General features: G+C 59.3%; 29 protein-coding genes and 1 pseudogene. 28 read left to right on the plus strand and 2 right to left on the minus strand.

What is annotated here, in order from left to right:
• Positions 1-7: 7 nt before the first annotated feature.
• The 3 genes from KKQ10_RS14005 (at position 8) to rpoS (ending at position 2,854) form a co-directional block, all read left to right on the plus strand.
• Complete coding sequence (locus KKQ10_RS14005; RefSeq protein ID WP_169841266.1) at positions 8-643, plus strand: protein-L-isoaspartate(D-aspartate) O-methyltransferase; 636 nt, start codon at positions 8-10, stop codon at positions 641-643.
• 212 nt (positions 644-855) lie between these two features.
• Positions 856-1,737 (plus strand): peptidoglycan DD-metalloendopeptidase family protein, encoded by an 882-nt coding sequence (locus KKQ10_RS14010; protein WP_215501429.1) that lies wholly within the window; start codon positions 856-858, stop codon positions 1,735-1,737.
• A 106-nt stretch (positions 1,738-1,843) separates the two neighbouring features.
• A complete protein-coding gene (gene rpoS / locus KKQ10_RS14015; RefSeq protein WP_016985073.1) occupies positions 1,844-2,854 on the plus strand; it encodes an RNA polymerase sigma factor RpoS in 1,011 nt (336 codons plus the stop codon).
• A 613-nt stretch (positions 2,855-3,467) separates the two neighbouring features.
• Here the strand turns inward: rpoS and fdxA are convergent.
• A complete protein-coding gene (gene fdxA / locus KKQ10_RS14020) occupies positions 3,468-3,791 on the minus strand; it encodes a ferredoxin FdxA (RefSeq protein WP_007908827.1) in 324 nt (107 codons plus the stop codon).
• A 163-nt stretch (positions 3,792-3,954) separates the two neighbouring features.
• Positions 3,955-6,537, minus strand: a complete 2,583-nt coding sequence (mutS, locus tag KKQ10_RS14025; RefSeq protein ID WP_007964305.1) for a DNA mismatch repair protein MutS — start codon at positions 6,535-6,537, stop codon at positions 3,955-3,957.
• Positions 6,538-6,738: 201 nt separating this feature from the next.
• Between mutS and KKQ10_RS14030 the strand changes: the two genes are divergently transcribed.
• The 25 genes and pseudogenes from KKQ10_RS14030 to KKQ10_RS14145 all read left to right on the plus strand — a co-directional run bounded on the left by KKQ10_RS14030 (position 6,739) and on the right by KKQ10_RS14145 (position 24,420).
• On the plus strand, positions 6,739-7,482 hold the full coding sequence (locus KKQ10_RS14030) for a LexA family transcriptional regulator (protein ID WP_215501430.1): 744 nt from the start codon (positions 6,739-6,741) through the stop codon (positions 7,480-7,482).
• A gap of 527 nt (positions 7,483-8,009) precedes the next feature.
• A complete protein-coding gene (locus KKQ10_RS14035; protein WP_215501431.1) occupies positions 8,010-8,354 on the plus strand; it encodes a phage holin family protein in 345 nt (114 codons plus the stop codon).
• A gap of 38 nt (positions 8,355-8,392) precedes the next feature.
• Complete coding sequence (locus KKQ10_RS14040; RefSeq protein ID WP_215501432.1) at positions 8,393-8,551, plus strand: Com family DNA-binding transcriptional regulator; 159 nt, start codon at positions 8,393-8,395, stop codon at positions 8,549-8,551.
• A 36-nt stretch (positions 8,552-8,587) separates the two neighbouring features.
• Complete coding sequence (locus KKQ10_RS14045; RefSeq protein ID WP_215501433.1) at positions 8,588-9,433, plus strand: putidacin L1 family lectin-like bacteriocin; 846 nt, start codon at positions 8,588-8,590, stop codon at positions 9,431-9,433.
• A gap of 215 nt (positions 9,434-9,648) precedes the next feature.
• Positions 9,649-10,170 (plus strand): hypothetical protein, encoded by a 522-nt coding sequence (locus KKQ10_RS14050; RefSeq protein ID WP_215501434.1) that lies wholly within the window; start codon positions 9,649-9,651, stop codon positions 10,168-10,170.
• A gap of 3 nt (positions 10,171-10,173) precedes the next feature.
• Positions 10,174-10,782: a phage baseplate assembly protein V gene (locus KKQ10_RS14055; protein WP_215501435.1), complete on the plus strand. Its 609-nt coding sequence runs from the start codon at positions 10,174-10,176 to the stop codon at positions 10,780-10,782.
• 14 nt (positions 10,783-10,796) lie between these two features.
• Positions 10,797-11,129 (plus strand): phage baseplate protein, encoded by a 333-nt coding sequence (locus KKQ10_RS14060; protein WP_047291927.1) that lies wholly within the window; start codon positions 10,797-10,799, stop codon positions 11,127-11,129.
• Entirely contained in the window at positions 11,126-12,121 is a 996-nt protein-coding gene (locus KKQ10_RS14065; RefSeq protein ID WP_215501436.1) for a baseplate J/gp47 family protein, read from the plus strand. The genes KKQ10_RS14060 and KKQ10_RS14065 overlap by 4 nt, the downstream gene beginning before the upstream one ends.
• A complete protein-coding gene (locus KKQ10_RS14070; protein WP_215501437.1) occupies positions 12,118-12,753 on the plus strand; it encodes a phage tail protein I in 636 nt (211 codons plus the stop codon). The genes KKQ10_RS14065 and KKQ10_RS14070 overlap by 4 nt, the downstream gene beginning before the upstream one ends.
• Positions 12,754-13,551, plus strand: a pseudogene (locus KKQ10_RS28760) (phage tail protein); the annotation flags it as partial. It abuts the gene before it with no gap.
• Positions 13,552-14,034: 483 nt separating this feature from the next.
• On the plus strand, positions 14,035-14,292 hold the full coding sequence (locus KKQ10_RS28765; protein WP_425518804.1) for a gp53-like domain-containing protein: 258 nt from the start codon (positions 14,035-14,037) through the stop codon (positions 14,290-14,292).
• Positions 14,293-14,294: 2 nt separating this feature from the next.
• On the plus strand, positions 14,295-14,738 hold the full coding sequence (locus KKQ10_RS14080; protein WP_252191614.1) for a tail fiber assembly protein: 444 nt from the start codon (positions 14,295-14,297) through the stop codon (positions 14,736-14,738).
• 100 nt (positions 14,739-14,838) lie between these two features.
• Positions 14,839-15,024 (plus strand): hypothetical protein, encoded by a 186-nt coding sequence (locus KKQ10_RS14085; RefSeq protein ID WP_007964321.1) that lies wholly within the window; start codon positions 14,839-14,841, stop codon positions 15,022-15,024.
• A gap of 2 nt (positions 15,025-15,026) precedes the next feature.
• On the plus strand, positions 15,027-16,193 hold the full coding sequence (locus tag KKQ10_RS14090; RefSeq protein WP_215501440.1) for a phage tail sheath protein: 1,167 nt from the start codon (positions 15,027-15,029) through the stop codon (positions 16,191-16,193).
• Positions 16,193-16,699, plus strand: a complete 507-nt coding sequence (locus tag KKQ10_RS14095) for a phage major tail tube protein (RefSeq protein ID WP_215501441.1) — start codon at positions 16,193-16,195, stop codon at positions 16,697-16,699. Before KKQ10_RS14090 ends, KKQ10_RS14095 begins: the two co-directional genes overlap by 1 nt.
• A 157-nt stretch (positions 16,700-16,856) precedes the next feature.
• A complete protein-coding gene (locus tag KKQ10_RS14100; RefSeq protein WP_215501442.1) occupies positions 16,857-17,438 on the plus strand; it encodes a phage tail assembly protein in 582 nt (193 codons plus the stop codon).
• A 128-nt stretch (positions 17,439-17,566) separates the two neighbouring features.
• Positions 17,567-19,681, plus strand: a complete 2,115-nt coding sequence (locus KKQ10_RS14105; RefSeq protein ID WP_215501443.1) for a phage tail tape measure protein — start codon at positions 17,567-17,569, stop codon at positions 19,679-19,681.
• Positions 19,678-20,061 carry a phage tail protein gene (locus KKQ10_RS14110; protein ID WP_127652508.1) on the plus strand — a complete coding sequence of 128 codons (384 nt, stop codon included), beginning with the start codon at positions 19,678-19,680 and terminating at the stop codon, positions 20,059-20,061. Before KKQ10_RS14105 ends, KKQ10_RS14110 begins: the two co-directional genes overlap by 4 nt.
• Entirely contained in the window at positions 20,054-20,266 is a 213-nt protein-coding gene (locus KKQ10_RS14115) for a tail protein X (protein ID WP_127652509.1), read from the plus strand. The genes KKQ10_RS14110 and KKQ10_RS14115 overlap by 8 nt, the downstream gene beginning before the upstream one ends.
• 9 nt (positions 20,267-20,275) lie before the next feature.
• On the plus strand, positions 20,276-21,304 hold the full coding sequence (locus tag KKQ10_RS14120) for a phage late control D family protein (RefSeq protein ID WP_215501444.1): 1,029 nt from the start codon (positions 20,276-20,278) through the stop codon (positions 21,302-21,304).
• A 148-nt stretch (positions 21,305-21,452) separates the two neighbouring features.
• Positions 21,453-22,037, plus strand: coding sequence for a phage tail terminator protein (locus tag KKQ10_RS14125; RefSeq protein ID WP_215501445.1), 585 nt, complete (start codon positions 21,453-21,455; stop codon positions 22,035-22,037).
• Positions 22,034-22,216 (plus strand): DUF2635 domain-containing protein, encoded by a 183-nt coding sequence (locus KKQ10_RS14130; RefSeq protein WP_041072263.1) that lies wholly within the window; start codon positions 22,034-22,036, stop codon positions 22,214-22,216. Before KKQ10_RS14125 ends, KKQ10_RS14130 begins: the two co-directional genes overlap by 4 nt.
• Positions 22,216-23,712, plus strand: coding sequence for a phage tail sheath subtilisin-like domain-containing protein (locus KKQ10_RS14135; protein WP_215501446.1), 1,497 nt, complete (start codon positions 22,216-22,218; stop codon positions 23,710-23,712). Before KKQ10_RS14130 ends, KKQ10_RS14135 begins: the two co-directional genes overlap by 1 nt.
• 67 nt (positions 23,713-23,779) lie before the next feature.
• Positions 23,780-24,127, plus strand: a complete 348-nt coding sequence (locus KKQ10_RS14140) for a phage tail tube protein (RefSeq protein ID WP_007964335.1) — start codon at positions 23,780-23,782, stop codon at positions 24,125-24,127.
• Positions 24,124-24,420, plus strand: a complete 297-nt coding sequence (locus tag KKQ10_RS14145) for a phage tail assembly protein (RefSeq protein ID WP_003222226.1) — start codon at positions 24,124-24,126, stop codon at positions 24,418-24,420. Before KKQ10_RS14140 ends, KKQ10_RS14145 begins: the two co-directional genes overlap by 4 nt.
• The last annotated feature ends 77 nt before the right edge of the window (positions 24,421-24,497 follow it).

Here is a 24,497-nt window from a genome sequence, read left to right on the forward strand (position 1 = left end):
CATCGGCATGACGTCGCAGCGCACGCGCGAACGTCTGATCCAGCGTCTCTATGAAGAAGGCCTGTCCAACGCCAAGGTGCTGGAAGTGATCCGCCGTACGCCGCGTCATCTGTTCGTCGATGAAGCACTGGCACACCGTGCCTACGAAGATACTGCGCTGCCGATCGGCCACAACCAGACCATCTCCCAGCCTTATATGGTGGCGCGCATGAGCGAGCTGCTGCTGGAGGCGGGCCCGTTGGACAAGGTGCTGGAAATCGGCACCGGTTCGGGCTATCAGACGGCGGTGCTGTCGCAACTGGTTGAGCGGGTCTTTTCGGTCGAACGCATCAAGGTCCTGCAGGACCGGGCCAAAGAACGCCTGGTCGAACTCAACCTGCGCAACGTGGTGTTCCGCTGGGGCGATGGCTGGGAAGGCTGGCCGGCACTGGCACCGTATAACGGCATCATCGTCACGGCGGTCGCCACCGATGTGCCGCAGGCGTTGCTTGATCAACTGGCTCCGGGGGGGCGGATGGTGATTCCGGTCGGCTCGGGGGAAGTGCAGCAATTGATGCTGATCGTGCGTGAAGAGCACGGCTTTTCCCGCCACGTTTTGGGCGCGGTGCGCTTCGTGCCATTGCTCAACGGCCCGTTGGCCTGAGCATTTGTTTACAGGCGCTGAATTCCTTTCGCTGGACTCGGTCTTACACCGGCAGCAAGGAGTTAAACGCTACGAATTGTCCACGGGCAAACGTGTGCGTGAAGCGTTTTCGCATCTTTAACGGTAAAGCCTGTGCGGCCCGTTATACTTGCGACACTGCTTGCCGCGACACGGCATTCCACATATTTCAGCCACCACAAAGGGAGCGGCGGGTGAGTCTCACAGTCATTGCGCAGCGTATGGGTAACACGAGCTTTCAGCGCCTGGTGACTGGCCTTGTATTGAGCACCTTGCTGGTCGGTTGCTCCAGCACCAAATCGAGTAACGTACGAGTAGTCGATCGCAACGGTGCGGCGGCCCAGCGTCCAGCCGTCACGACCGGGCAATATGTAGTCCGTCCGGGCGATACGCTGTTTTCCATCGCTTTTCGCTACGGCTGGGACTACAAAGCCCTCGCGGCGCGGAACAATATTCCTACGCCGTATACGATACATCCGGGTCAGACAATTCGCTTCGATGGCCGCACCGGTTCAACGCCGACAGCAGTGGTGAGCAACAGCAGTTCCTCGCCATCTTCGTCGAGCAAAACCACGGTAATCCGGCGCCAGGCGAATGGCACGACGACCACCACAGTGACCGGTTCCGGGGCCGGTTCTGCGGGGGCTGCACCGTCCGTCGCCAACAAACCGGCCCCGGTTCCACTGCCTCCACCGGGCCCGGCCCCGACCGGCTGGGGATGGCCATCTAATGGCATTCTGATTGGAAAATTCTCTTCAAACGGTAGTTTGAATAAAGGAATTGATATCGCCGGAGATTTGGGACAGCCTGTTTTAGCTGCGTCTGATGGGACGGTGGTATACGCCGGGAGTGGCTTAAGGGGCTACGGCGAATTAGTCATCATCAAACACAGCGAAACCTACGTCAGTGCTTACGGTCACAACCGTCGGCTGTTGGTTCGGGAGGGACAGCAGGTCAAGGTCGGACAGACAATTGCCGAAATGGGGTCAACGGGTACAGACCGGGTGAAACTGCATTTTGAGATTCGCCGACAAGGTAAACCTGTAGATCCGCTGCAGTTCCTGCCAAGACGTTGATTTGTAAGCCAGCCTGTTCCGTCGCGTAGAGGGGACAGGCTCCAGCGCTGCCAAGGATAAAGGCGTCGCTTGAGCTTGGGGTCGAACTCACCAAAGGACTATAACAATGGCTCTCAGTAAAGAAGTGCCGGAGTTTGACATCGACGATGAGGTTCTCCTTATGGAGGCCGGCATCGATTCGGAATCTTCGATGTCGAATGATGAAGGGGCTGCTCCACCTTCCGTTCGTTCCAAATCCAAACACTCCGCTTCACTTAAACAACACAAGTACATCGACTACACGCGGGCACTCGATGCCACGCAGCTGTATCTCAACGAAATCGGCTTTTCTCCACTGCTCTCTCCCGAGGAAGAAGTTCATTTTGCGCGCCTGTCGCAAAGTGGCGACCCTGCCGGGCGCAAGCGCATGATTGAAAGTAACCTGCGGCTGGTCGTCAAGATCGCCCGGCGTTACGTCAATCGGGGGCTGTCGCTGCTGGATCTGATCGAAGAGGGCAACCTCGGCTTGATCCGCGCAGTGGAAAAGTTCGACCCCGAGCGCGGCTTCCGCTTCTCGACCTACGCAACCTGGTGGATTCGTCAGACCATCGAGCGCGCGATCATGAATCAGACCCGGACCATCCGGTTGCCGATCCATGTGGTCAAGGAACTCAACGTGTACCTGCGGGCTGCACGGGAGCTGACGCAAAAGCTCGATCACGAACCTTCACCCGAAGAAATCGCCAACCTGCTGGAAAAACCGGTGGGCGAGGTCAAGCGCATGCTCGGCCTGAACGAGCGGGTTTCTTCGGTCGACGTCTCGCTGGGTCCGGATTCGGATAAAACCCTGCTGGACACCCTGACGGATGACCGTCCGACCGATCCATGCGAACTGCTGCAGGATGACGACCTGTCGCAGAGCATCGATCAATGGCTCTCGGAACTGACCGACAAGCAGCGCGAGGTGGTCGTACGCCGCTTCGGCCTGCGCGGCCACGAGAGCAGCACGCTGGAAGATGTAGGCCTGGAGATCGGCCTGACCCGGGAGCGGGTGCGGCAGATCCAGGTGGAGGGCCTCAAGCGCCTTCGTGAAATCCTCGAGAAGAATGGCCTGTCGAGCGAGTCGCTGTTTCAGTAAGCGCCTCTGACGACCGCCCACAAAAAGCCCCGACTGGTTCGGGGCTTTTTGTTGCCTGTTCGAGCACCGAACGGGATCTCCTGTGGCGAGGGAGCTTGCTCATGCTGGGGCACGAAGTGGCCCCGCTTTAGGGCCCGTTGCGCCGCCTAGCGGGAGCAGACTCCCTCGCCACACCATTCATCCCCAGACATACGGTCGGCAATTCCATCGTTTGTAGTCTCGCGGTGTAAGCCTTGGCTTACTCTTTCGTAAGTGTTCCCTATTTTTACAGGACGGTAGACGTCTATTGTTCGATGGCTTGTAGTTTAACTAATTGATTTTCATGCATATTTTTAAATATGAAGTGCTTATTACAGTCCCTTTTGGCTGTCTGGGGCGATTGCTCTCGGCAGGGAACTCTTTAGTATCAGCACTGTGTCGACGGACAGACACGCCCTTCAAGGATGAGGGGAAAGGACATCGCGGGATGCGATTCATCAGGACGATGAAAAGGAATACAGGGAATAGGGAAAAAATGTGGGCGGGTCAAACCGCCCCTTTTTTTTGCCCGTAAAAACTCAAGGCAGAGACGAAAAAAAGGCCCGCAAGGGGCCTCTTCAGAACGCGTGACAGATCAGCGTTCGAGGTCTTTGATCTTGCCTTTGACGCCATCCCACTCTTCGGCATCCGGCAGCGATTCTTTCTTCTCGGTGATGTTCGGCCAGATTTCGGCCAATTCAACGTTCAGTTGAATGAACTCCTGCATCTCTTCCGGAACTTCGTCCTCGGAGAAAATGGCCACGGCCGGGCATTCTGGTTCGCACAGGGCGCAGTCGATGCACTCATCCGGGTGAATTACCAGGAAGTTCGGGCCTTCGTAAAAGCAGTCCACCGGACACACTTCTACGCAGTCGGTGTACTTGCACTTGATGCAGTTGTCGGTGACGACGAAGGTCATTTCTAATTTTCTCCTCAGGCGGCGGCAGCGTTGCCCCTTCACGGTTGGGGTCGCCAGGTTCGGGAGCGATGTCTGCCAGCCAGGCTATTAGCCAGCAGCATCCCAAACCGCGCGAGATTCTAACAGCTTGAAGCCGTTTGCGTTATATCCGGTTCTTCGGTGCTTAGATCCGGTTCTTAAGTGCATATAACAATTCGAGTGCTCGACGCGGAGTCAGGTCATCGAGATCCACTTTCGCCAACTCATCCAGCACCGGATGCGGCAGGCTGGCGAACATGTCGCTCTGCTGCGGGGCGGCCGGCTTGCCTTTGACGGCAGGCTTCGGCGCCTCATGTGGCAATGCGGTGTCTTCCAGTCGGCTCAGGTGCTCACGGGCACGCACGATCACTTCGCTCGGTACGCCGGCCAGTTGCGCCACGGCCAGACCGTAGCTCTGGCTGGCAGGCCCCGGCAACACGTGGTGCAGGAACACGATGCGCTCGTTGTGCTCGGTGGCGTTGAGGTGCACGTTGGCCACCAACGGCTCGGCTTCCGGCAACACGGTGAGTTCGAAATAGTGCGTCGCAAATAGAGTATAGGCACGCAGGTGCGCCAGACGCTCGGCCGCCGCCCATGCCAGCGACAGACCGTCGAATGTGCTGGTGCCGCGACCGACTTCGTCCATCAGCACCAGGCTGCGTTCGGTGGCGTTGTGCAGGATATTGGCGGTTTCACTCATTTCGACCATGAAGGTCGAACGGCCACCGGCCAGGTCATCGCTGGAGCCGATCCGGGTGAAGATCCGGTCCACCAGCGACAATTCGCAACTGGCCGCCGGCACGAAGCTGCCGATATGTGCCAGCAGCACGATCAATGCGGTTTGCCGCATGTAGGTGGATTTACCGCCCATGTTCGGACCGGTAATCACCAGCATTCGGGTGTTGTCATCCAGGCTCAGATCGTTGGCCACGAACGGCGTGGTCAGCACTTGCTCGACCACCGGGTGACGACCCTGAGTGATGCGCATGCACGGCTCGCTGACGAAACGCGGGCAGTTCAGGTCGAGGTTCAGCGCACGCTCGGCCAGGTTGCTCAGCACGTCCAGCTCGGCCAGTGCACCGGCAGTGTCCTGCAGGGGTGGCAGCTGGCTGATCAGGTCTTCCAGCAGCGCTTCATAAAGCATCTTCTCGCGGGCCAGGGCACGGCTTTTGGCCGACAGCGCCTTGTCTTCGAATTCTTTCAGTTCCGGGGTGATGAAGCGCTCGGCGCCCTTGAGCGTCTGGCGACGGATGTAATCCGCCGGCGCGGACTCCGCCTGTTTGCTCGGCAACTCGATGAAGTAGCCGTGGATGCGGTTGTAACCGACTTTCAGGTTGGCCAGGCCAGTGCGGGCCTTCTCCCGTGCTTCGAGGTCGATCAGGAACTGGCCGGCGTTTTCGCTCAGTGATTGCAGCTCGTCGAGTTCGCTGTCGTAACCGGTTTTCAGCACGCCGCCGTCGCGGATCACCGCTGGCGGGTTGTCGATAATGGCTTTTTCCAGCAGCGCCGCCAGTTCCGGGTAGGTGCTGGTGGTGGTCGCCAGGCGTTGCAGGTGCGGCGCCTCAAGGTCGGTCATCGCCACTTGCAGTTGCGGTAGCGCGCCGAGGGCATCGCGTAGACGCGCAAGGTCACGAGGACGCGCGTTGCGCAGGCCGATCCGCGCCAGAATCCGCTCGATGTCGCCGATTTCCTTGAGTTGTGGTTGCAGCTTTTCGAAGCGATAACCGTCGAGCAGACAAGTGATCGACGTCTGCCGCGCCAGCAGCACGGTCAGATCGCGCAGCGGACGGTTCAGCCAACGGGTCAGCAGACGGCTGCCCATCGCGGTCTGGCAGCGATCGACCACCGATTGCAGGGTGTTGTCGCGGCCACCGGCCAGGTTGGTGTCGAGTTCGAGGTTGCGGCGGCTCGCGCCGTCGAGTACCACGGTGTCGTCCAGGCGCTCATGGCGCAGGCTGCGCAGATGGGGCAGGGCGGTGCGCTGGGTTTCCTTGGCGTAGGCCAGCAGGCAACCGGCGGCGCCGATGGCCAGAGTCAGGGTTTCGCAACCGAAGCCTTTCAGGTCTTGCGTGGAGAACTGCTGGCAGAGACTTTTCAGCGCCGAATCGCGCTCGAAATCCCACGGCGCACGACGACGCACGCCACGGCGTTTTTCCGCGGGCAGGTCTTTCGGCCAGTCGTCCGGGATCAGCAGTTCCACCGGGTTCACCCGTTCCAGCTCCGCCAGCAGGTTTTCCCAGCCCTTGATCTCGAGCACGGTGAAGTTGCCGCTGGTGATGTCCAGCACGGCCAGGCCGAACAGGCGCTCGTCGCCCAATACCGCCGCGATCAGGTTGTCGCGACGTTCATCCAGCAACGCCTCGTCACTGACCGTACCCGGGGTGATGATCCGCACCACCTGACGTTCCACCGGACCCTTGCTGGTGGCCGGGTCGCCGACCTGCTCGCAGATCACCACCGACTCGCCGAGCTTGACCAGTTTCGCCAGGTAACCTTCCGCCGCGTGGTATGGAATCCCGCACATCGGAATCGCCTGACCCGCCGACTGACCGCGCGCGGTCAGGGTGATGTCGAGCAACTTGGCAGCCTTCTTCGCGTCTTCATAGAAGATCTCGTAGAAGTCGCCCATGCGATAGAACATCAGCTGATCCGGGTGCTGATTCTTCAGGCGCCAGTACTGCTGCATCATCGGGGTGTGGGAGGACAGGTCGGAGACGGCTTTATTCATCGGATTGTCAGGCAACTCGTTAAAAGATGTAGGGCAAAAGCGGGGGCGACGGCCGGGCTTTTCCGCGATGGGCGCAAGGTTACCATGGGTGGTCTGCTCGACGCAGGCACGACGGTCCGCTGACACATTTCTGCGTTTAATGGTGATTTATGCACGTTTTATGCAAATCAGCATTTGTCTTCCGAAAAAACTTCAAGCACTATGCGCGTTATGCAAAAACGCAACGTATCCTCCGTCTTAAGAGCACTGCTCGACCAGCACGGGATCTCCCCCACGGAGCTCCACCGTCGCACCGGCGTGCCTCAATCAACGCTCTCGCGGATTCTCAGCGGGAAGATCGTCGATCCTTCGGATAAACACATATCGAAGATCGCCGAATACTTCAATGTGAGCACCGATCAGTTGCGCGGCCGCGCAGACCTCGCGACCGTGACCGGTGGCGCGCGTGATGACGTGCATGCGGAACTCAAGGACATAAGCCTGTGGGACGACGATACCCCTGTCGATGATGACGAGGTGTCGGTGCCCTTTCTTCGCGAGGTTGAATTGGCTGCTGGATCAGGAAGATTCGTCATTGAAGAGAGCGAACGCTCTAGCCTGCGCTTCGGCAAGCGCAGCCTGCGCCATAACGGTGTGCAGTTCGACCAGGCCAAATGCGTGACCGTACGCGGCAACAGCATGTTGCCGGTGTTGCGGGACGGCGCCACCGTCGGTGTAAATGCGGGCAAGTGTGGTATCGGCGACATCATCGATGGCGACTTGTACGCGATCAATCACAACGGTCAGTTGCGCGTGAAGCAACTCTACCGCCTGCCCACCGGTATCCGTCTGCGCAGCTTCAACCGCGATGAGCATCCGGACGAGGACTACAGCTTCCAGGATATGCAGGAAGAGCAGATCGTCATCCTCGGTCACGTCTTCTGGTGGGGCATGTACGCCCGCTAACCTGAACCCCCTCAGATAGAACCCGCCCTTGGCGGGTTTTTTTTCGTCTGTACAAAAACCTCCAACCCTTGAACGGCGTGGCTTTCATGCGTCCGTGCATTTCTCGTGCATAAATAAATGCATTTGCGCATTGACTGTATATGCATTCATGCATATCCTTGCCACCAAGCCGCTCGACAAAGCGGCTGGCAACAACAGCTCTTTAGTTCCACAAGAACAGGCAGCGATGAACCGGCCTCAACGGTTCAGAGGGTTGGCAACTGACCCGGGTGTGCAGCGTAAAGCACCAAGAGCAGTTATCCGGCGGGCAGGGACCGCGGTCGGAAAAACAATTTGAATGGACTCGTACCGCGCCAGTAGCGCCGAAAAGTCAGCTTCCTTTTTTGAACACAGGATTTAAAGGAAGGCGAAGGAGCGCATTACTGAAAAGCCCGGCTCTAGCGCCGGGCTTTTTGGAATGCCTACCTGAAGAGACATCGCTTGAACCCAACACACAACACTCATCAACTAAAAACAGGAGGCGTGACATGACAAACGAGCAACAAGCGTTGGCAGACATGCCGATCTGGCTGGTCATCCTTCTCGCCGTAGTGGGCGGGGTGTCCGGCGAGATGTGGCGCGCCGACAAGGAGGGCGCTCGCGGCTGGCCATTGCTGCGGCGTCTGGCCCTGCGCTCCGGCGCCTGCATGATCTGCGGCGTGTCGGCAATCATGCTGCTGTACGCCGCCGGCATGTCGATCTGGGCCGCTGGCGCCTTCGGCTGCTTGACGGCCATGGCCGGGGCCGACGTAGCCATTGGTCTTTACGAGCGCTGGGCGGCCAAGCGCATTGGCGTTTGCGAAGTACCGCCTGGTAATACAAACAAGGAGTAAAGAGGCGTCACAGCGGTATTTGAGAAGGAGTTCAATTCATGCTGAGCGATTTTCGTTGCGGTAAATGCAATCGTTTACTTGCAAAAGTAGATGCATTTCATCAAGTGCAAATCAAATGTCCTCGGTGCAGGACATTGAATCACACGAAGACCCGAGGTCTCGTCAGCCCGCCTGTGAGCGATCCAACGCAGCATTGACTGCCCACAATAACCAATCGGTCAATAGGTGAATATATGGCTACGCTACCACGCTACCCGTTTACTACGAACGGCAGTTCGATTTTGCTGCCTCTGCATGAGATGTCCGCTGGGCAATATCTTGAATCACCGGACAAGCGCTTCAAGTTAATTGTCCAGCCCGATGGCAATCTGGCCATTTACGAGGGGGGCAATACAGTTTGGGTGGCGATTGCCGGTCAACCGTATACAAGTTCCGGAAAGCAGATAGATAACTCAAAAATTTATTTCTACCTGATGTATTACGCGTTTCTCAATGATCCAACGCGCGGCCGTATGTGGGGCACTGCCAACAGCACGCCGCTTAACGCTGATATTTGGGCAGCTTACAATCGGGCCTATCTGTCTCTGCAAAATGACGGCAATCTCGTCGTGATCGACTCGATCCCGGTCTGGGCAAGTAACTCTGCCATCCCGATCAGCCCCTCTGTGGAATCGACCTATATTCCAGCCGGGACGACTCTCGAAGTTGATCGACGGTATGTGGTCGGTGGTACTACGCTGGTCTTCCAGTCGGACGGTAATCTGGTTGTTTCGAACGGACCGCTCGGTGTTCTTTGGGCGAGCTGGACACAGAACAAGGGCGCTACTCGTGCCGTGATGCAGGATGACGGAAATTTCGTGATCTATGGCGCGAACAATACGCCGCTTTGGTTTACCGGCACGGCTGGTCGTCCTGGGGCGATTGCGAAAATTCAGGCAAATGGAAGCTTCTCCATTGTCAGTGAAAAACCCGTCTGGGCTCGATTTGGTTTTACTCCAACTATTTTGCCGAAACGTGTTTACCACTGGGATAACAGCACTTGGAGTTTGCCTCTGAGTAAAGTTCTCTGGACCTTCTGACGTACAAATAATGATGTATGCCCCGTGTAGCAACGGGGCTTTTATATTTGAGTGTTACTCCGCCATGTGGCGGTTTTATTCTCGTTGGCAGCCGATAAAAAGCCACGTTGGCCCAGCCATCTCACACCATCATCGCAATCAGCCATCCCCCCACGTTTTTTGCCTGCAACTCCTGCGGCGGGACTGCGCGTGGACATTTGAAAAGGAGGTCATGCATGCCCGCACCGATCCAGCAGCCGTCGCAACTGTTCACGGCGATGGCGGCAACCTTGCGCAACAGCGCCGGCCTGAATCTGCAGGTTGGCAGTCACGACGACTTCACGGCACCTGGCGCTCAGGCCTGGGCGCTGATCGACTTCGACCGCAATGCACCGGGAGCACGTGCCGCTGACGGGCGTATCGCCCACATCATGAGCGTATCGCTGCAAGTCATCCCGGCCGTTTCTGCCAGCGCTTTCGCCGCCTGCGATCTGATCGCCGTGCTGAAAAACCTGATCACCGACAACCGTTGGGGCCTGCCCGGCGATCAATGCGATCTGCCGATGAACATTGATGGTTTGCCGTCAGTGCTGATTCGCGCCGACCAGCCATACAAGGCGTGGACGCTGACCTTCACCCAAACCCTCTACCTCGGCCCGACCCTGCTCGACGATCCGCTCGGTACGCCGAAATTCGCCCGCACCTGGGAAGTCAGCGACATCGACGACCCCGACCAATACACCGCGCTGGAGGCCTGATTGATGTTCGACGCATTACTGCGCATGCAACTGGGGCCGATCATCGAGCGGCTGGCGGAAATGGAAGCGGAAATCGACGACCTGCACCGACGTGCCGAGAGTTTCTGTCGCATCGGCGTCTGTCAGGCGGTCGATGCGGCGAGCAATACCTGCCAGGTCAGCCACGGTGGATTGCTGACGCCGGCCATCAAGTTCTTCAACCCGAGTGCCGGCGCCCAGAGCGAGTCGCGGATTCCCACCGTGGGCGAGCAGTGTCTGCTGTTCAACTATGGCAGTGGTGAAAGCGGAGCGCAGAGCGTGGCGTTGTTCGGCCTGAACAGCGACCGCTTTCCGCCGGTCGCGACGGTACCGACGCTGACGCGTCGGGTGCATGTCGACGGCAGCGAAAGCGGCTACGACGACGCCAGCCACACCCTGCACTGGCAGAACGGGCCGGCAGCTTTCAGCGGTTCCCGCGAATCGCTGGAACTGAGCATCGGCCCGGCGCGACTGGCCATGACGTCGCAGCTCATCAGCCTGCAACTGGGCGAAGTCGGCCTGACCATCGACGCCTCCGGCGTGCACTTCAGCGGCCCGTTGGTGGATCACCAGGGCCGCGTCATCAGTCCCTGAATCAAGAGCGTCCCATGATCGGAATCGATAGAGACAGCGGGGCCACGGTCGACGACTGGCTGCAGTTTGTGCAGCGCGCGACCCGGGCCCTGACCACGCCGCTGGGCACCCGGCAAAAAAGGCCCCTTTATGGCTCGCTGATCCCCACGCTGCTGGGGCAGAACCTTGGTGACGACGTTCTGCTTCTGGCCCAGAGCCACGCAGCTCAGGCGTTCTACAACACGCAGAACGGCATCAGCGATTTTCAGCCGAGCGTGATCGTCGCCAGCCGCCAGGGCGCCGGTCTGCTGCTGCGTTTCGCCGGCACCTGGAAAAACCGACAACAGACTTTCGAGGTAGTGACATGAGCATGTTGATCCCCGGCCAGAACCAGTTGGCCGAACCGGCGCTGATCACCGTCGACGCCTTCGAAGACCTGCTCGCCGAGTTCAAGACCTTCGTCGTCGAATACGTCGGCGCCCGAGCGCCCGACAGCGCGGCGAAACTCAAGACCAGTCTGGACAACGAAAGCGAACTGCTGACCCTGGCGCTCGAAGCCTTCTGCGTGCGCCTGCAAACCCATGAACGCAAATACAACGCTCGCATCAAGCAGATGCTGGCGTGGTGGGCGACCGGCAGCAATCTCGATGCTCGGCTGGCGGACATGGGCCTGGAGCGGCAGTTGCTCGACCCGGGCGACCCGGCGGCATTTCCGCCGGTACCGCCGATTTATGAAAGTGACGACGACGCCCGGTTGCGTTATTACCTGGCGCCACACGCCCCGGCAGCCGGTTCGCGGATGCAGTACCGCCGCGAGGTGTTCACCCTCGGTGAACGACCGACGGTGAAGGTCGAATCCAGCGATGCCGGTGTGGTGAACGTCACTTATACCTTCAACCCGGACGGCCTCGCGGCGCAGGTCAAGGACGGCAATGGTCGGCGCACTGCGCCGGGCGAAGTACAGGTCACCGTGCTTGCGCGGGACGGTGACGGCATGCCGTCCGAGGCATTGCTTGCAGGCGTGCGTCAGCACTTCGCCCGACCCGATGTACGACCGGAAACCGACCTGGTCACGGTCAAGGCTGCCGACATTCAGCGCTACAAGATTCGCGTGGTGGCGAAGATCAATTCCGGCCCCGACTCGGGCCTGACCAAAGTCGCCGCGCAGCAGCAATTGCAGGCTTACGCCGACAGTTGTCATCGCCTCGAAGGCCGGGTCGATCCGAGCTGGATCGACTACACGCTGCACAGCGCCGGCGCCGTGCAACTGCAGATTCTTGAACCGCTGAAGCCGATCGTGACCAGCGCGTTTCAGGCGCCGTACTGCGAGGCCGTCGAGGTCGAGGTGCTGACACTATGAGTGAGCCAACTCAACGTCCGACGCTGCTGCCGGCCAACAGTTCGGCGCTCGAACGCGGTCTGGATCTGGGCTTCGGTGCACTGCTGGATCGCATCGCGCCGCCGTTTCCCGAGTTGATGAACCCGAGCGAAACACCTGTCGCGTTTCTGCCCTATCTGGCAGCGGATCGTGGCGTCGCCGAGTGGAGCAGCGCTGCACCGGAAGCGGAAAAGCGCCTGACCGTCGAACTCGCCTGGCCCACCGCGCGCCAGGCCGGCACTCGCAAGGCACTGGAAAACGCGGCCAAGGGCTTGCAACTGCGCCCCGATGTCCGCGCCTGGTACGAACAGACGCCGCCCGGCGTGCCTTACAGCTTCAGCGTGCGAGCGTTCAGCGACCAACCCTACAGCGAAGAAATCGACGCCCGTCTCGACCGACGCCTGGCCGATGCCAAAAGCGAACGGGATGTGCTGTCGGTGTCGGTGGGTTTGAGCGCGTTCGGCAGTCACTCCATCGCCGCCGCGACTTTCTGCGGTGAGCTGACGACGATCTATCCGGTGTTCATCGAAGGGCTTGAAACCTCTGGCGAGGCGTTCATGGCCGCCGGTATGTACACCGTCGAAACATCCACTATTTATCCTCAGGGGGCCTGAATGGCTGACTATTACACCCTGCTCACCAACGCAGGGATTGCCTACGAAACGGCGTGCAAGGCCGCGGGCGTGCCGATCAAGTTGACGCAGATTTCTGTCGGCGACGGCAACGGATCGGTCTACAACCCGGCCGCGACTGCCACCGCGCTGAAACGCGAAGTCTGGCGCGGGCCGCTCAATGCACTGTTCCTGGACGAGAAAAACCCGAGCTGGTTGCTCGCCGAAGTCACTATTCCGCCAGACGTCGGCGGCTGGTACGTGCGTGAAGCCGGGCTGTGGACCGACACCGGGATTCTCTACGCCATCGTCAAATACCCAGAGTCGTTCAAACCGGTTCTGGCCACGTCAGGCTCGGGCAAAGAGTTCTATATTCGCTCGATTTTCGAGACCAGCAACGCGTCGCTCGTGACGTTGTTGATTGATGACACGGTGGTCAAGGCGACTCGTGCTTGGGTGGCTGGGTATGTGGCGGATGAGCTTGCCAAGCTCGATTCCAAGCAATCGGTACGTGTTGCCACTACGGGTAATATTGCGCTGAAAGCTTCACAAACCGTTGATGGTATTGCCGTCATTGCGGGTGACAGGGTGCTGGTGAAGAACCAGACATTATCGAAAGACAATGGACTCTACGTTGTCACAAATGAAGCTTGGGTTCGGACAAAAGATGCAGACACGAATCTGAAGGTCACCTCAGGCTTGTGCGTGTCTGTAGAGCAAGGCACAACTCAGGCCGATACGATCTGGCAACTGGTTACCGATGGCCCTGTAGTGCTTGGCACTACTACTTTGGTGTTTCAAAACATCACCTTCGGTTTTGCACCGCTCAGTTCACCGGTGTTCTCCGGTAGCCCGACAGCGCCAACGGCTAACGTTTTTAGCAATGATGATGTTCTGGCAACTACGAAGTTTGTCCAACGAGCGCTGGGTAGTTACGCCGGCCAGACAAACTATGACTCCGATACCCAGTTGACCGTTGCCGACGTCGGCAAACTGTCGATCTTTACCACTGCAGGTTCGACGGCGACGCTGCCCGATTGGAACAGCGTGCCTCCGGGGGGCTTGGTACATCTGACAACCACTGGGGGGCTAACCGTCAAGACCCGGGCAGGGGAAACCTTTGGAGCTGTAAACACAACCAACTTGACTAGCGTTGTGCTCCAACCAGGCAATTTTGCGGTTTTCCGGCGCTTGTTGCTTGGTCCTGGCTGGAGTCTGGATTCGGGGGATACTGCGCTGAAATATTCTCCGATGTTTTCCACCAACGGGGCAACAGTGGGATATATGAAACACCCTGGCGGAGCGATTGAACAATGGGGGATAGGGACGACGAATGCAGAGGGCTATGTTTACATCACCTATCCCTTAGCTTTCCCCTCGAGCATGCGCTCAATCAGTTGCCTTCATGGGGGTACCATGGCGTTGATGGGCTGCGTTGTTTACGACTCTATCGAGAAGACCGGATGTACTCTTCGAGTCCAAAACGGCAGTAATGGGTCTTTAGCCGGTTGGGCCGTTTACTGGCGAGCGATAGGGATTTGAACATGACAGACATTATTTTATTCAGCCCAAGCACATGTGGTGCTTACCTTCCAAATGTCCATGAACTCGATATTCCAGACGATGTGGTACCGGTGTCCCTGCTAAATTGGGAGGCGCTGCTTAACGAGTTAGCGACAACGCCAAAAAAAATCGGAGCGGGACCGGATGGTCACCCCATCCTAGTCGAGCCTCCACCGTTTGACAGAGAGACTTTGCAGTCCATAGAACTCGAATGGCGCAACGCGCAGTTGGCATCAACCGATACTCTTGTTTCAAGGCATCGAGACGAATTGGAGGGAAGCGGCCTTACCACGCTGACCGCTATGCAGTACTCAGATTTGCAAACGTATCGACAGCGGCTACGTCAGTGGCCGCAACGCGAGGAGTTTCCTTCGAATCAATATCGTCCCCCTATGCCTGATTGGCTTATCGAAAAGACTCAATAAACACCCCGCACCCCCAAGACGTTTCTTGCCCGCTTAAAACAATTCAACACCTAACAAAGCCCCTCCCCGAGGGGCTTTCCCGTTTATGGAGAAACGAAAAATGGCAACCCGCCAAACCTACACCGTGCTCGTCCCATTCCCCACCGGCGGTGGGCACTGGTCGAGCGTCGGTCAAGACCTTGATCTGCTCGACGTTGAGGCCAGTGCCTTGCACAGCGCCGGTCGACTGGAACTGAAAACACCCTCCACCCAGGCCAAAAAGGCCGCTGCCAAGAAGGCTGACTAACTATGGCTGAGGTTCTGAACTTCGAGCACAACGGCATTACCGTCAATGCCACCGAATCCCCCGAGGCCATGGGTGGCCTGGGTGACAACGTCATCGGTCTGGTCGGCACTGCGCCGAAAGCCGATCCGCTGATTCCGCGTAACGCGCCGTTCCGCATCAATAGCTTCACCACCCATGCGCTGCTCGATCCGACCGGTTCGGAAGAGGGCACGCTGTACCACGCGGTTTACCAGATCCTCAAAGTGGTCAAGGTGCCGGTCTACGTGGTGATCGTCGAAGCGGGCGCGACCCCGGCCGACACCGTTAACGCAGTGATCGGCGGCGTCGAGCCGGCGACTGGCCGCAAGCTCGGTCTGGCGGCGCTGGGCAGTGTCCCGGAAGACCTGACCATCATCGGCGCGCCGGGCTTCACCGGCACCAAAGCGGTGGCCAGCGAGTTTGCCTCGTTCGGCAAGCGCATCAAGGCTCGTGTGGTGCTGGATGGCAAGGACGTGTCCGTCGCCGATCAGGTGCTGTACAGCCAGGAACTGGGCGGCGCCGATCTCGGTTTCGACCGTTGCCTGGTGGTGCACAACATGCCGGCCGTGTACTCGAAAGCGGCGAAGAAAAACGTCTTTCTCGCACCCTCCAGCCTGGCGATTGCTGCGCTGGCCAAGGTCAAGCAGTGGGAGAGCCCGGGCAACCAGGTGACGTACGCCGAAGACGTTTCCCGCGTCGTTGAGTACAACATCCTCGACACCTCCACCGAGGGCGATCTGCTCAACCGCTACGGCGTCAGCTACTACGCCCGCACTGTGCTGGGTGGCTTCTCGCTGCTGGGTAACCGCTCGATCACCGGCAAGTTCATCAGCTATGTCGGCCTTGAAGATGCGATCAGCCGCAAGCTGGTCAAGGCCGGCCAGAAAGCCATGGCCAAGAACCTGACCAAGTCGTTCATGGATCAGGAGGTCAAGCGCATCAACGACTGGCTGCAAACCCTGGTCGCCGACGAGACCATTCCTGGCGGCAGCGTGTACCTGCACCCGGAACTCAACAGCGTCGAGAAGTACAAGAACGGCACCTGGTACGTGGTCATCGACTACGGCCGCTACGCGCCGAACGAACACATGGTTTATCAACTCAACGCCCGCGATGAAATCATCGAGCAGTTCCTGGAGGACGTTCTCTAATGTTTACCAACCGCGTAAGACAGGCCATCGCGGCCACCCTGCAAGGCCTGCCGTTGTCGGCGACCGTTGAGGAATTCACCCCGCCGAAAATCGACTTCGACATGGAAAGCATGACGGGCGGGCGCTTCATCGTTGAGGAAATGGCCAAGAGCGCCAAGGCGCTTAATGCTCAGATCAAGCTGCAAGGCACCGGTGCTGAGGTGTTGCTGGCGATGGGCGTGAAACTGGGCGACGACATCCTGCTGAACGTGCGTGAAGCCGGTCAGGATCAGGACGGCAACACCTGGTTCACCTATCACACCATCGGCGGCAAGCTCAAAACCATGGGTGAAGACGCAATCAAAATGGGCGGCAAAGCCCTGACGACACTGGACTTCTCCTGCCGCACCTACAACCGCCTGGAAAACGGCATCCCGGTGATCGACATCGACGTGCGCACCCAGAAGTTCGTGCTCAATGGCGTCGACATTCTCGGTGATGCGCGTCGTGCGGTGCTGATGCCGTAATCCACGGCACACCACAAACCCTGTAGGAGTGAGCCTGCTCGCGATAGCGGGCTTTCAGTCACATCGAAGTTGCATGTGCTGTCCTCATCGCGAGCAGGCTCGCTCCTACAAGGGAATAGCGATACCTCCAAAAAAAGAACCACCAAGGAATTCATACATGTCGTGGATGCCACCCAAGCATGACCTGCTGTCGCCGATCACCGGCGACGACGGCTCGCAGATTGAGCAGATCCAGCTCAAGCCGCTGTTTTACGCCGCGCAGAAAGAAGCGCTGGAACGCGCCGGCGATGATGAAGACGATCAGTTCTTCGAACTGGCGCTGCTCGCCACCGGCCTGTCGGTCAAGGAACTCGACCAACTCAAACGCCCGGACTACGTGAGCATCGCCCAGTACGTGCACGAGATGTCGACACGTCCGGCGTCGTACTTTCTGGCGCAGGTCGAAGACGCGGAACAATCCGCCGATCCCGATCAGGTGCAATTGCTGCAACCGCTCGCTGTGACCGGCCGCACTGTGACCTCGCTGTCACTGGAAATGCCGGCACTGCGCGCCACCAAAGTGATGAAGAAACTGAAAACGGCCAAGGAACGCGCCGAGTTCATCACTGCCCATTGCACCGGTCTGATGATCCCCGATCTGGCCCGGATGAGCGTCCCTGACTGGACCCAATTGCAGGTGCGCATCGACGATTTTTTAAACCAGCCGGCGGCCTACTTTCGGAACGCGACATCGAAGTAATCCTCGATATCGTCCCGCTCATTTACTCGGTAAGTGAGGCGGAGATTCTGGAGTGGGACGCCGAAAAGGCGTTGCGCCGCTACGACATAGCGATCACTCGCCTTGGCGTGAAACAGGAGTAGAGCGGCATGGCAGAGAGTAAAAATGCGCTCATGTACGCCGATGAGAGCACAAGTGCGGCGAATCGTAATCTCAGCTTGGTTACCGCAAACACGAACTTGGCCAAGGATTCAGTGGCCGGCCTCAGACAAACGTTGACGACCGCAAGTGACCGCATTCTTTTGCTGACGACAGCCATCGATTCGTTAAACCTGACACTGGCGAGCAAACGTGATTTGTCGCAGAGCATGGCCAGCAATATCACTGGATTGTCTGAGCAAAAGAGTTCGCAGAAGGTGGCTGGTGCTACACCTCCCGACTCGCTTAAAGCAGCGGTGGCTATGGATTCTGCCGCTGCAGCCTTGAGCGATGCAGCCCGAATCAGTCGGACTCAAGGCAAGGAAGCGGCTCATGAGAGTCTGATCATGGCCAGCGCACCGCTGGTGGCTGCCGGTGGGACCACCGGGGTTGAGTTGGTCAATGCCGCGGCACTGGGTGCCAAGGCGGGGGTCGGCCTCGACTTGCCCAATGCCTCGGACAAAAAGTTCGAGCTGCTGAAGTTTGCTGATGACGCCGCGATCACCGCATCGGCATTCAAGGTGCCTGGGTTACAAGCCGCCGAGATGATGGCGGTCTGGCGCACTTCGATGAAGTTGACCCGCGATGAGGCTGTCGATCTGGCGGATGCGGCCCATCACCTAGGCAAAATGACTGGCGATGTAAACGCGGCAGACATCGGTTCTGTCTTGCAGCAATCGGGTGACGCGGCAATTGCCGCGGGTTTTCAACCCGAACAGTCTGCAGCATTGTCGGCAGCATTACTCAACACCGGAACGAAGGAAGGCGAAGCTGGCGCTGCGCTGAAGAGCATTTCCACTGCCTTGAGTAAAGGAGGCCAGGTCTCTGCCGTCGAGCAGGGTGCATGGAAGCAGTTGGGGCTTGACCCCAAGGCAGTGGCTGCTGCGATGCGTGATCCGAACAAGGACAATGCGCAAGGTGCATTGTTATCGGTGTTGGCGGCATTGAACGCCAGACCGCCAGAGCAACGTGCGGTGTTAGCCCGGACGTTGTTTTCAGATGGCGGTGACGCCGCGCAAAAGCTCTCGCAAAATCTGAGTGAGGTGAATGAAGCCTTCTGGCAGGTCAAGGACAAGCGCCAATATGCAACGTCGGAACTGGGCGAGAAGAGTTCGGTAAGACAGGCTGCTCTCGCGCTTTCCAACACCTATCAAGGGCAGCTGAACATTCTCAATGCCCGAAGGGAACGGCTGGACGTCGCTAAAGGCAACGCGCTGGACCCCTCAAGCGACACGCTGGCCTCCGCTGGTGTCGACAAGCTCAGTGAACTGACTGAAACCTATCCGAAAACCGCTGGCGTGGTGTTGACGGTGAGCGCGTTTCTCAAACCGTTGTTCGATCATGCGCTGGATGCCATTGGTAGCGAGATCAAGGATCGGTTTGGCAAGAAGGTCGTGGATAAGGGGCTGTCCGTTTTCACCGGTGCAGCCACAGGAACGGCGGAGGGGGCAGCTGCTGGCACCGGTTTGAAGATCCTTGAGCAAACCTCACGGGTGCGGGCCCCGCTTTTGGAGTCGACCACCGCTGCCATGCGCCCCCTGTCACGCGCAATGCCCTGGCCTGTAAAAACCGTCGCGGCCCTCGCAGGCCTGGCGGCGGGGGTGGCCAGCGGTGACGAAACCCAGATAGCTAAAAGCGTCGGCGCGGCGGGCGGTGGAATGGCTGGCGCTCTCGCAGGTTCTGCTTTCGGCGCATCACTCGGAGCCGTGGGTGGCCCTCCCGGCGTGGCCATAGGTGGCCTGCTTGGTGGATTGCTTGGCGGTTGGCTGGGCACTGAGGGCGGTTCCCTTCTGGGCGAAAAACTCGGCAGTGCCGCACCGGACAAACTCGAAGCACCGGCTCAGGTAAGTCAGGCGTTGGCCAGCGCCCAGGTACCCTCGGTGCCAGCCACCTACGCGCCCACCGTTCAGGTGTATTGCAGCGATCCGGGCAGTGCGGAAAAGATCGGTCAGTTGGTCGACTTTCACCTGAGATCTCAATTCAGCAACGAATTTACCCCGCTGATGGGTAGCCATTCCCTCGCCACCCGCCGTGACGCAGCCCTGACCGATGGAGTCGCCACATGAAACAGCAAATGGCACTGGGCAGTTTCATCTTCGGCCTCTCGCGCAACTTCGCCTACAGCACGCTGGCGCGAAAGTCCGACGGTGGCTGGACCGAAATACAGATCCTGACCAGCAAACCCAAATCCAGTCAGACCGGGCAGAAAGCGGAAACGCTGACCATCAGCGGCACCTCGATGTATGCCGTGGCCATGGATCGACTCGATGAGTTGCGCGCACTTCAGGCACTGCGTGTGCCGCTGCCGTTGATTGACGGTATCGGTCGCAACTGGGGCCTGTGGCGGATCAACAGCATCGACGAAAACCAGAGCGAGGTCATCGATGACGGCACCGCGATGGTGATCAAGTGGGTGGTCGGATTAACGGAGTTCAACAATGCGTAAGGTAAGAAGCGTGGCCGGTGATTCGGTGAATCTGCTGCTTTACCGCGAAACCGGTCGCAGTGATGACGCCGCCGAAGAGGCCCTGTGGAAACTCAACCCGACCTTGGCTGAACACGGTCCGATCCTGCCCGCAGGTGTATGGGTCGTACTGCCGGAACTCGATTCGAAACCGGCCGTGATCAAACCGGTCACGGCCTGGGATTAAGGAGGACGCATGGCACTGGGTTTTACCCCGACGGTAAAAATCTACGGGGCTAATTCGGCCCTGCTCAATCAGCGCCTGATCAGTTGGGAACACATCGATGCAGCCGGTTTCGAGTCCGATCAGCTGACCTTGACGATTGATCTTGAAGGCCTCGAAGGGCTGCCGAACCTGGGTGGGAAAATCGGCCTGGAGGTCGGTTACCTGGAGTCGGGAATGGTCGACAAGGGCCAATTCAAAGTGACGCGCCTGACCCCGACCCTGTTTCCGTTTCGCCTGACCCTGGTGGCCACGGCGGCACCGTTCAGCAAGGATGATGAAACGGGCTTCAAGCAACGCCGCACGGCCAGTCATGGCCCGACCACATTGGGTTCGCTGTTTCACGAGCTGGTGTCGAGCCATGGCTTTTCACCGCGCGTCGCGCCCGAGGTGTCGATGATCAGGATCGAGCACGTCGACCAGTCCAACGAAACCGACATGAGCTTTCTGACGCGCCTGGCGAAAAAGTACAACGCGGTGACCAAACCCTACGACAACGTGTACGTGCTGGCCCGTCCCGGCCAGACCAAATCGTTGTCGGGCCAGGTGCTGGCGGACGTGACCTTGTCGGTGACCAGCAACAACCGTCCCGGCGATCACGCGTTCGTCAGCGCCACGCTGGAGGAATCTGCCCGCGAGCAGACCAAGGGTTGCAAGACCTGTTTCTGGGATGGCGCCGCGGGTGTGTTGCGCTGGGTCGAAACGGGGCTGGCGCCGTTCAAGACCCTCCGCCAGAAGCAACCCAGCGAAGCTGATGCCATTGCCGTCGGCGAAGGCGAAGTGCGCAAGATGCTGCGTCAGAAATACAAGGTGAAGATCACCTGTCCCGGCGACCCACGGCTGACGGCCGAAGGCCTGGTGCTGCTGGATGAGACCTGGCCGGACTTCATGCGCGGACGCTGGTCGATCGACAAGGTCACCGCCAGCGGCAATCGCGAGAACAGCTATCGCTGCGTGATTGATGCCAGCTGTCTCGATCCCAAGGCCGAGTCCAAAGACTGATTCAGCAGCGACACGAATCCCTTGTAGGAGTGAGCCTGCTCGCGATAGCGGTGCCACAGTCAAAATCAATGTGTCTGACCCACCGCAATCGCGAGCAGGCTCACTCCTACAGGGGCCTGTGGTCATTTTCATAATCTGGAACACCACCATGAAGATCACCCCGATCCTCACGCAGCTGCGTGCGCAATGCCCTGGCCTTGCCAACCACATTGCCGTTGGTATCGATCTGGCCTTGCTGCAAGGCAACGCCGATCTGCCGACACCTTCGGGCCATGTGCTGCCGCTGGCCGATCTGGCCAGCAACAGCTCCGCGCAAAACCTCATCGCCCAACCGATCCGCGACCGCTTCGAAATCGTCCTGGCGCTGGATGCCAGCGACGGCACAAAAGCGCTGGATCTGTTGCACGACCTGCGTGCCGAACTGTGGCGCGCGCTGGTGGGGTTCAAGCCGGGCACCGACTACAGCGCCATCGTTTATGACGGCGGCGAAATGATCACGATCAACAGCAGCCGCGCCTTCTACCGGCTGCGCTTTTTTGCCGAGTTCCAGCTCGGCCGCAATCTGCCCGGTCAGCCTGCGGAGAGTTGGCACGAACGTGAACTGGACGGTTTGTCGTCCTTTACCGGGGTCACCGTGCGGGTGGATGCGATCGACCCGGCCGACCCCAACCTGAAACACCCGGGCCCAGACGGGCGCGTGGAACTGACTTTCTCTGGAGACGTAACCCCATGAGCAATCGCATCACCGTACTGCCGGCCGCTGGCCGTGCCGTGCCTGACCCGGAGGCGGGCGATCTGCTGCCCAAGGAAGGCCGTGAAGTGCTGGACAGCGCCTGGTGGCGCCGGCGTCTGGCCGACGGCGATATCACACTCAAAACCGCAAAAGCGGCTAAACCACAGGGAGCCAAATAATGGCGATCGGATTCAGCAACATCCCCGCGGACATTCGTGTACCGCTGTTCTATGCCGAAATGGACAACTCGGCCGCCAATAGCGCGAGCTCGACCCTGCGTCGTCTGATCGTCGCTCAGGTCAACGACAACATCGCCGCGACTGAAGTCGGCAAACTGGTGCTGGTCTCCAGCGTTGCGCTGGCAAAAAGCATTGGCGGTCAGGGCTCGATGCTCGCCTCGATGTACGAGACCTTCCGCAAGGCCGACCCGATCGGTGAGATCTGGTGCCTGCCGCTGCACAACACTGAAGGCGCCATCGCCAAAGGCGTGCTGACCCTGACCGGCACCGCGACCCAGGCTGGCGTACTCAACCTGTACGTCGGCGGTGTGCGTGTGCAAGCCACCGTGGTCAACGGTGCCACCGCTGCCCAGGCCGCCACTGCACTGGCACAGAAAATCAACGCCACGGCCGATCTGCCGGTGAGCGCTGCGGCTGCCGAAGGTGTGGTCACCCTGAATGCCAAATGGACTGGCGACAGCGGTAACGACATCAGCCTGCAGTTCAATCGCCTGGGCAAGAGCAACGGCGAAGAAACCCCGGCCGGTCTGACCGCTGCGATCACCGCCATGACCGGCGGCGCCGGCGTGCCGGATCAGATCGCGGCGGTTGCCGCACTGGGCGACGAACCGTTCGAGTTCATCGCACTGCCATGGTCCGATCTGTCGACCCTCAACACCTGGCAAGCGGTCATGGATGACAGCACCGGTCGCTGGTCCTGGGCCAAGCAACTGTTCGGTCACGTCTACAGCGCCAAGCGCGGCACCGTCGGCACGCTGGTCGCAGCAGGCCAGGCGCGCAATGACCAGCACATGACCATTCAGGCGCTGGAGCCGGGCGTACCGCAACCGTTCTGGGTACAAGCTGCAGCACTGGCTGCGCGCACCGCGGTGTTCATCTCCGCCGACGCCAGTCGCCCGACCCAAAGCGGCAGCTTGCCGGGCGTTGACCCAGCACCGGCGAGTGAGCGTTTCACCCTGACCGAGCGCCAGTCGCTGCTCAACTACGGCATCGCCACTGCGTACTACGAAGGCGGTTATGTGCGCATCCAGCGTTCGATCACCACCTACCAGAAGAACGCTTACGGTCAGGCCGATAACTCCTACCTGGACAGCGAAACCATGCACCAGTCGGCGTTCATCGTGCGTCGTCTGCAAAGCGTGATCACCAGCAAGTACGGTCGCCACAAACTGGCGTCCGACGGCACCCGTTTCGGCGCCGGCCAGCCGATCGTGACGCCAGCGACCATTCGCGGCGAGCTGATCGCGCAATACGCCAAGCTGGAACTGGAAGGCCACGTGGAGAACGCCGAGCTGTTCGCCGAGCACCTGATCGTCGAGCGCGACGTGCAGGACCCGAGCCGCGTGAACGTGCTGTTCCCGCCGGATTACATCAACGGTCTGCGCGTGTTCGCACTGCTCAACCAATTCCGTCTGCAATACGACGACGCGGCCTGATCGCCGCGTTTGACCGTAAGCATTCAGCCCACCTCGCGTGGGCTTTTTATTTGAAGGGAGTAACACCATGGGTCAAGTGATTGCAGGCACCTGCTACGTCAAAGTGGACGGTGCACAACTGACTATCAACGGCGGCTGCGAAGCCCCGCTGATGGCCGTCAAACGCGAAACCGTCGTACCGGGTTTCTACAAGGAAACCGACGTCGCGCCGTCGTTCAAAGTGACCGCGCTGCACACCGCCGACTTCCCGCTGAAGAAGCTGATCGAAGGCACCGACATCACCGTCACCTGCGAATTCAGCAACGGCAAAGTCTACGTGCTGGCCGGTGCCTATCTGGTCGAAGAGCCGGTTTCCAAGGGCGATGACGCCACCATCGAACTGAAGTTCGAAGGCATCAAGGGGACTTGGCAATGAGCGGCGCCGTGAAGCTTCAGGTTGCGATCGAAGCTCACGGCGAGCCCCTGACCGAACTCGTCCTGCGTCGTCCGACGGTGCAGGAAGTGCGAGCGATCAAGGCGCTGCCGTACAAGATCGACAAGAGCGAAGAAGTCAGTCTCGACATGGACGTGGCGGCCAAATACATCGCCGTGTGCGCCGGTATTCCACCGTCGTCGGTCAACCAGCTCGATCTGGCTGACCTCAACGCGTTGAGCTGGGCCGTTGCGAGTTTTTTCATGAGTGCGGCGTCGGAGCCATCACCGACCTGATCGCAGTCGCCTATGACCTGGCCTGGTTCTGGAAGGTTGACCCCGAACAGATGATGGCCAGGCCACTGGATGTGCTC

The organism is Pseudomonas sp. MG-9, from assembly GCF_018729515.1.
In the GTDB taxonomy this organism is placed as follows: Bacteria; Pseudomonadota; Gammaproteobacteria; order Pseudomonadales; family Pseudomonadaceae; genus Aquipseudomonas; species Aquipseudomonas serboccidentalis.

Coding starts and splice junctions, on each gene's coding strand:
- KKQ10_RS14005 (WP_169841266.1), top strand. CDS start 8: ATGACGTCGCAGCGCACGCGCGAACGTCTGATCCAGCGTCTCTATGAA.
- rpoS (WP_016985073.1), top strand. CDS start 1,844: ATGGCTCTCAGTAAAGAAGTGCCGGAGTTTGACATCGACGATGAGGTT.
- fdxA (WP_007908827.1), bottom strand. CDS start 3,791: ATGACCTTCGTCGTCACCGACAACTGCATCAAGTGCAAGTACACCGAC.
- mutS (WP_007964305.1), bottom strand. CDS start 6,537: ATGAATAAAGCCGTCTCCGACCTGTCCTCCCACACCCCGATGATGCAG.
- KKQ10_RS14030 (WP_215501430.1), top strand. CDS start 6,739: ATGCGCGTTATGCAAAAACGCAACGTATCCTCCGTCTTAAGAGCACTG.
- KKQ10_RS14035 (WP_215501431.1), top strand. CDS start 8,010: ATGACAAACGAGCAACAAGCGTTGGCAGACATGCCGATCTGGCTGGTC.
- KKQ10_RS14040 (WP_215501432.1), top strand. CDS start 8,393: ATGCTGAGCGATTTTCGTTGCGGTAAATGCAATCGTTTACTTGCAAAA.
- KKQ10_RS14045 (WP_215501433.1), top strand. CDS start 8,588: ATGGCTACGCTACCACGCTACCCGTTTACTACGAACGGCAGTTCGATT.
- KKQ10_RS14050 (WP_215501434.1), top strand. CDS start 9,649: ATGCCCGCACCGATCCAGCAGCCGTCGCAACTGTTCACGGCGATGGCG.
- KKQ10_RS14055 (WP_215501435.1), top strand. CDS start 10,174: ATGTTCGACGCATTACTGCGCATGCAACTGGGGCCGATCATCGAGCGG.
- KKQ10_RS14060 (WP_047291927.1), top strand. CDS start 10,797: ATGATCGGAATCGATAGAGACAGCGGGGCCACGGTCGACGACTGGCTG.
- KKQ10_RS14065 (WP_215501436.1), top strand. CDS start 11,126: ATGAGCATGTTGATCCCCGGCCAGAACCAGTTGGCCGAACCGGCGCTG.
- KKQ10_RS14070 (WP_215501437.1), top strand. CDS start 12,118: ATGAGTGAGCCAACTCAACGTCCGACGCTGCTGCCGGCCAACAGTTCG.
- KKQ10_RS28765 (WP_425518804.1), top strand. CDS start 14,035: ATGAAACACCCTGGCGGAGCGATTGAACAATGGGGGATAGGGACGACG.
- KKQ10_RS14080 (WP_252191614.1), top strand. CDS start 14,295: ATGACAGACATTATTTTATTCAGCCCAAGCACATGTGGTGCTTACCTT.
- KKQ10_RS14085 (WP_007964321.1), top strand. CDS start 14,839: ATGGCAACCCGCCAAACCTACACCGTGCTCGTCCCATTCCCCACCGGC.
- KKQ10_RS14090 (WP_215501440.1), top strand. CDS start 15,027: ATGGCTGAGGTTCTGAACTTCGAGCACAACGGCATTACCGTCAATGCC.
- KKQ10_RS14095 (WP_215501441.1), top strand. CDS start 16,193: ATGTTTACCAACCGCGTAAGACAGGCCATCGCGGCCACCCTGCAAGGC.
- KKQ10_RS14100 (WP_215501442.1), top strand. CDS start 16,857: ATGTCGTGGATGCCACCCAAGCATGACCTGCTGTCGCCGATCACCGGC.
- KKQ10_RS14105 (WP_215501443.1), top strand. CDS start 17,567: ATGGCAGAGAGTAAAAATGCGCTCATGTACGCCGATGAGAGCACAAGT.
- KKQ10_RS14110 (WP_127652508.1), top strand. CDS start 19,678: ATGAAACAGCAAATGGCACTGGGCAGTTTCATCTTCGGCCTCTCGCGC.
- KKQ10_RS14115 (WP_127652509.1), top strand. CDS start 20,054: ATGCGTAAGGTAAGAAGCGTGGCCGGTGATTCGGTGAATCTGCTGCTT.
- KKQ10_RS14120 (WP_215501444.1), top strand. CDS start 20,276: ATGGCACTGGGTTTTACCCCGACGGTAAAAATCTACGGGGCTAATTCG.
- KKQ10_RS14125 (WP_215501445.1), top strand. CDS start 21,453: ATGAAGATCACCCCGATCCTCACGCAGCTGCGTGCGCAATGCCCTGGC.
- KKQ10_RS14130 (WP_041072263.1), top strand. CDS start 22,034: ATGAGCAATCGCATCACCGTACTGCCGGCCGCTGGCCGTGCCGTGCCT.
- KKQ10_RS14135 (WP_215501446.1), top strand. CDS start 22,216: ATGGCGATCGGATTCAGCAACATCCCCGCGGACATTCGTGTACCGCTG.
- KKQ10_RS14140 (WP_007964335.1), top strand. CDS start 23,780: ATGGGTCAAGTGATTGCAGGCACCTGCTACGTCAAAGTGGACGGTGCA.
- KKQ10_RS14145 (WP_003222226.1), top strand. CDS start 24,124: ATGAGCGGCGCCGTGAAGCTTCAGGTTGCGATCGAAGCTCACGGCGAG.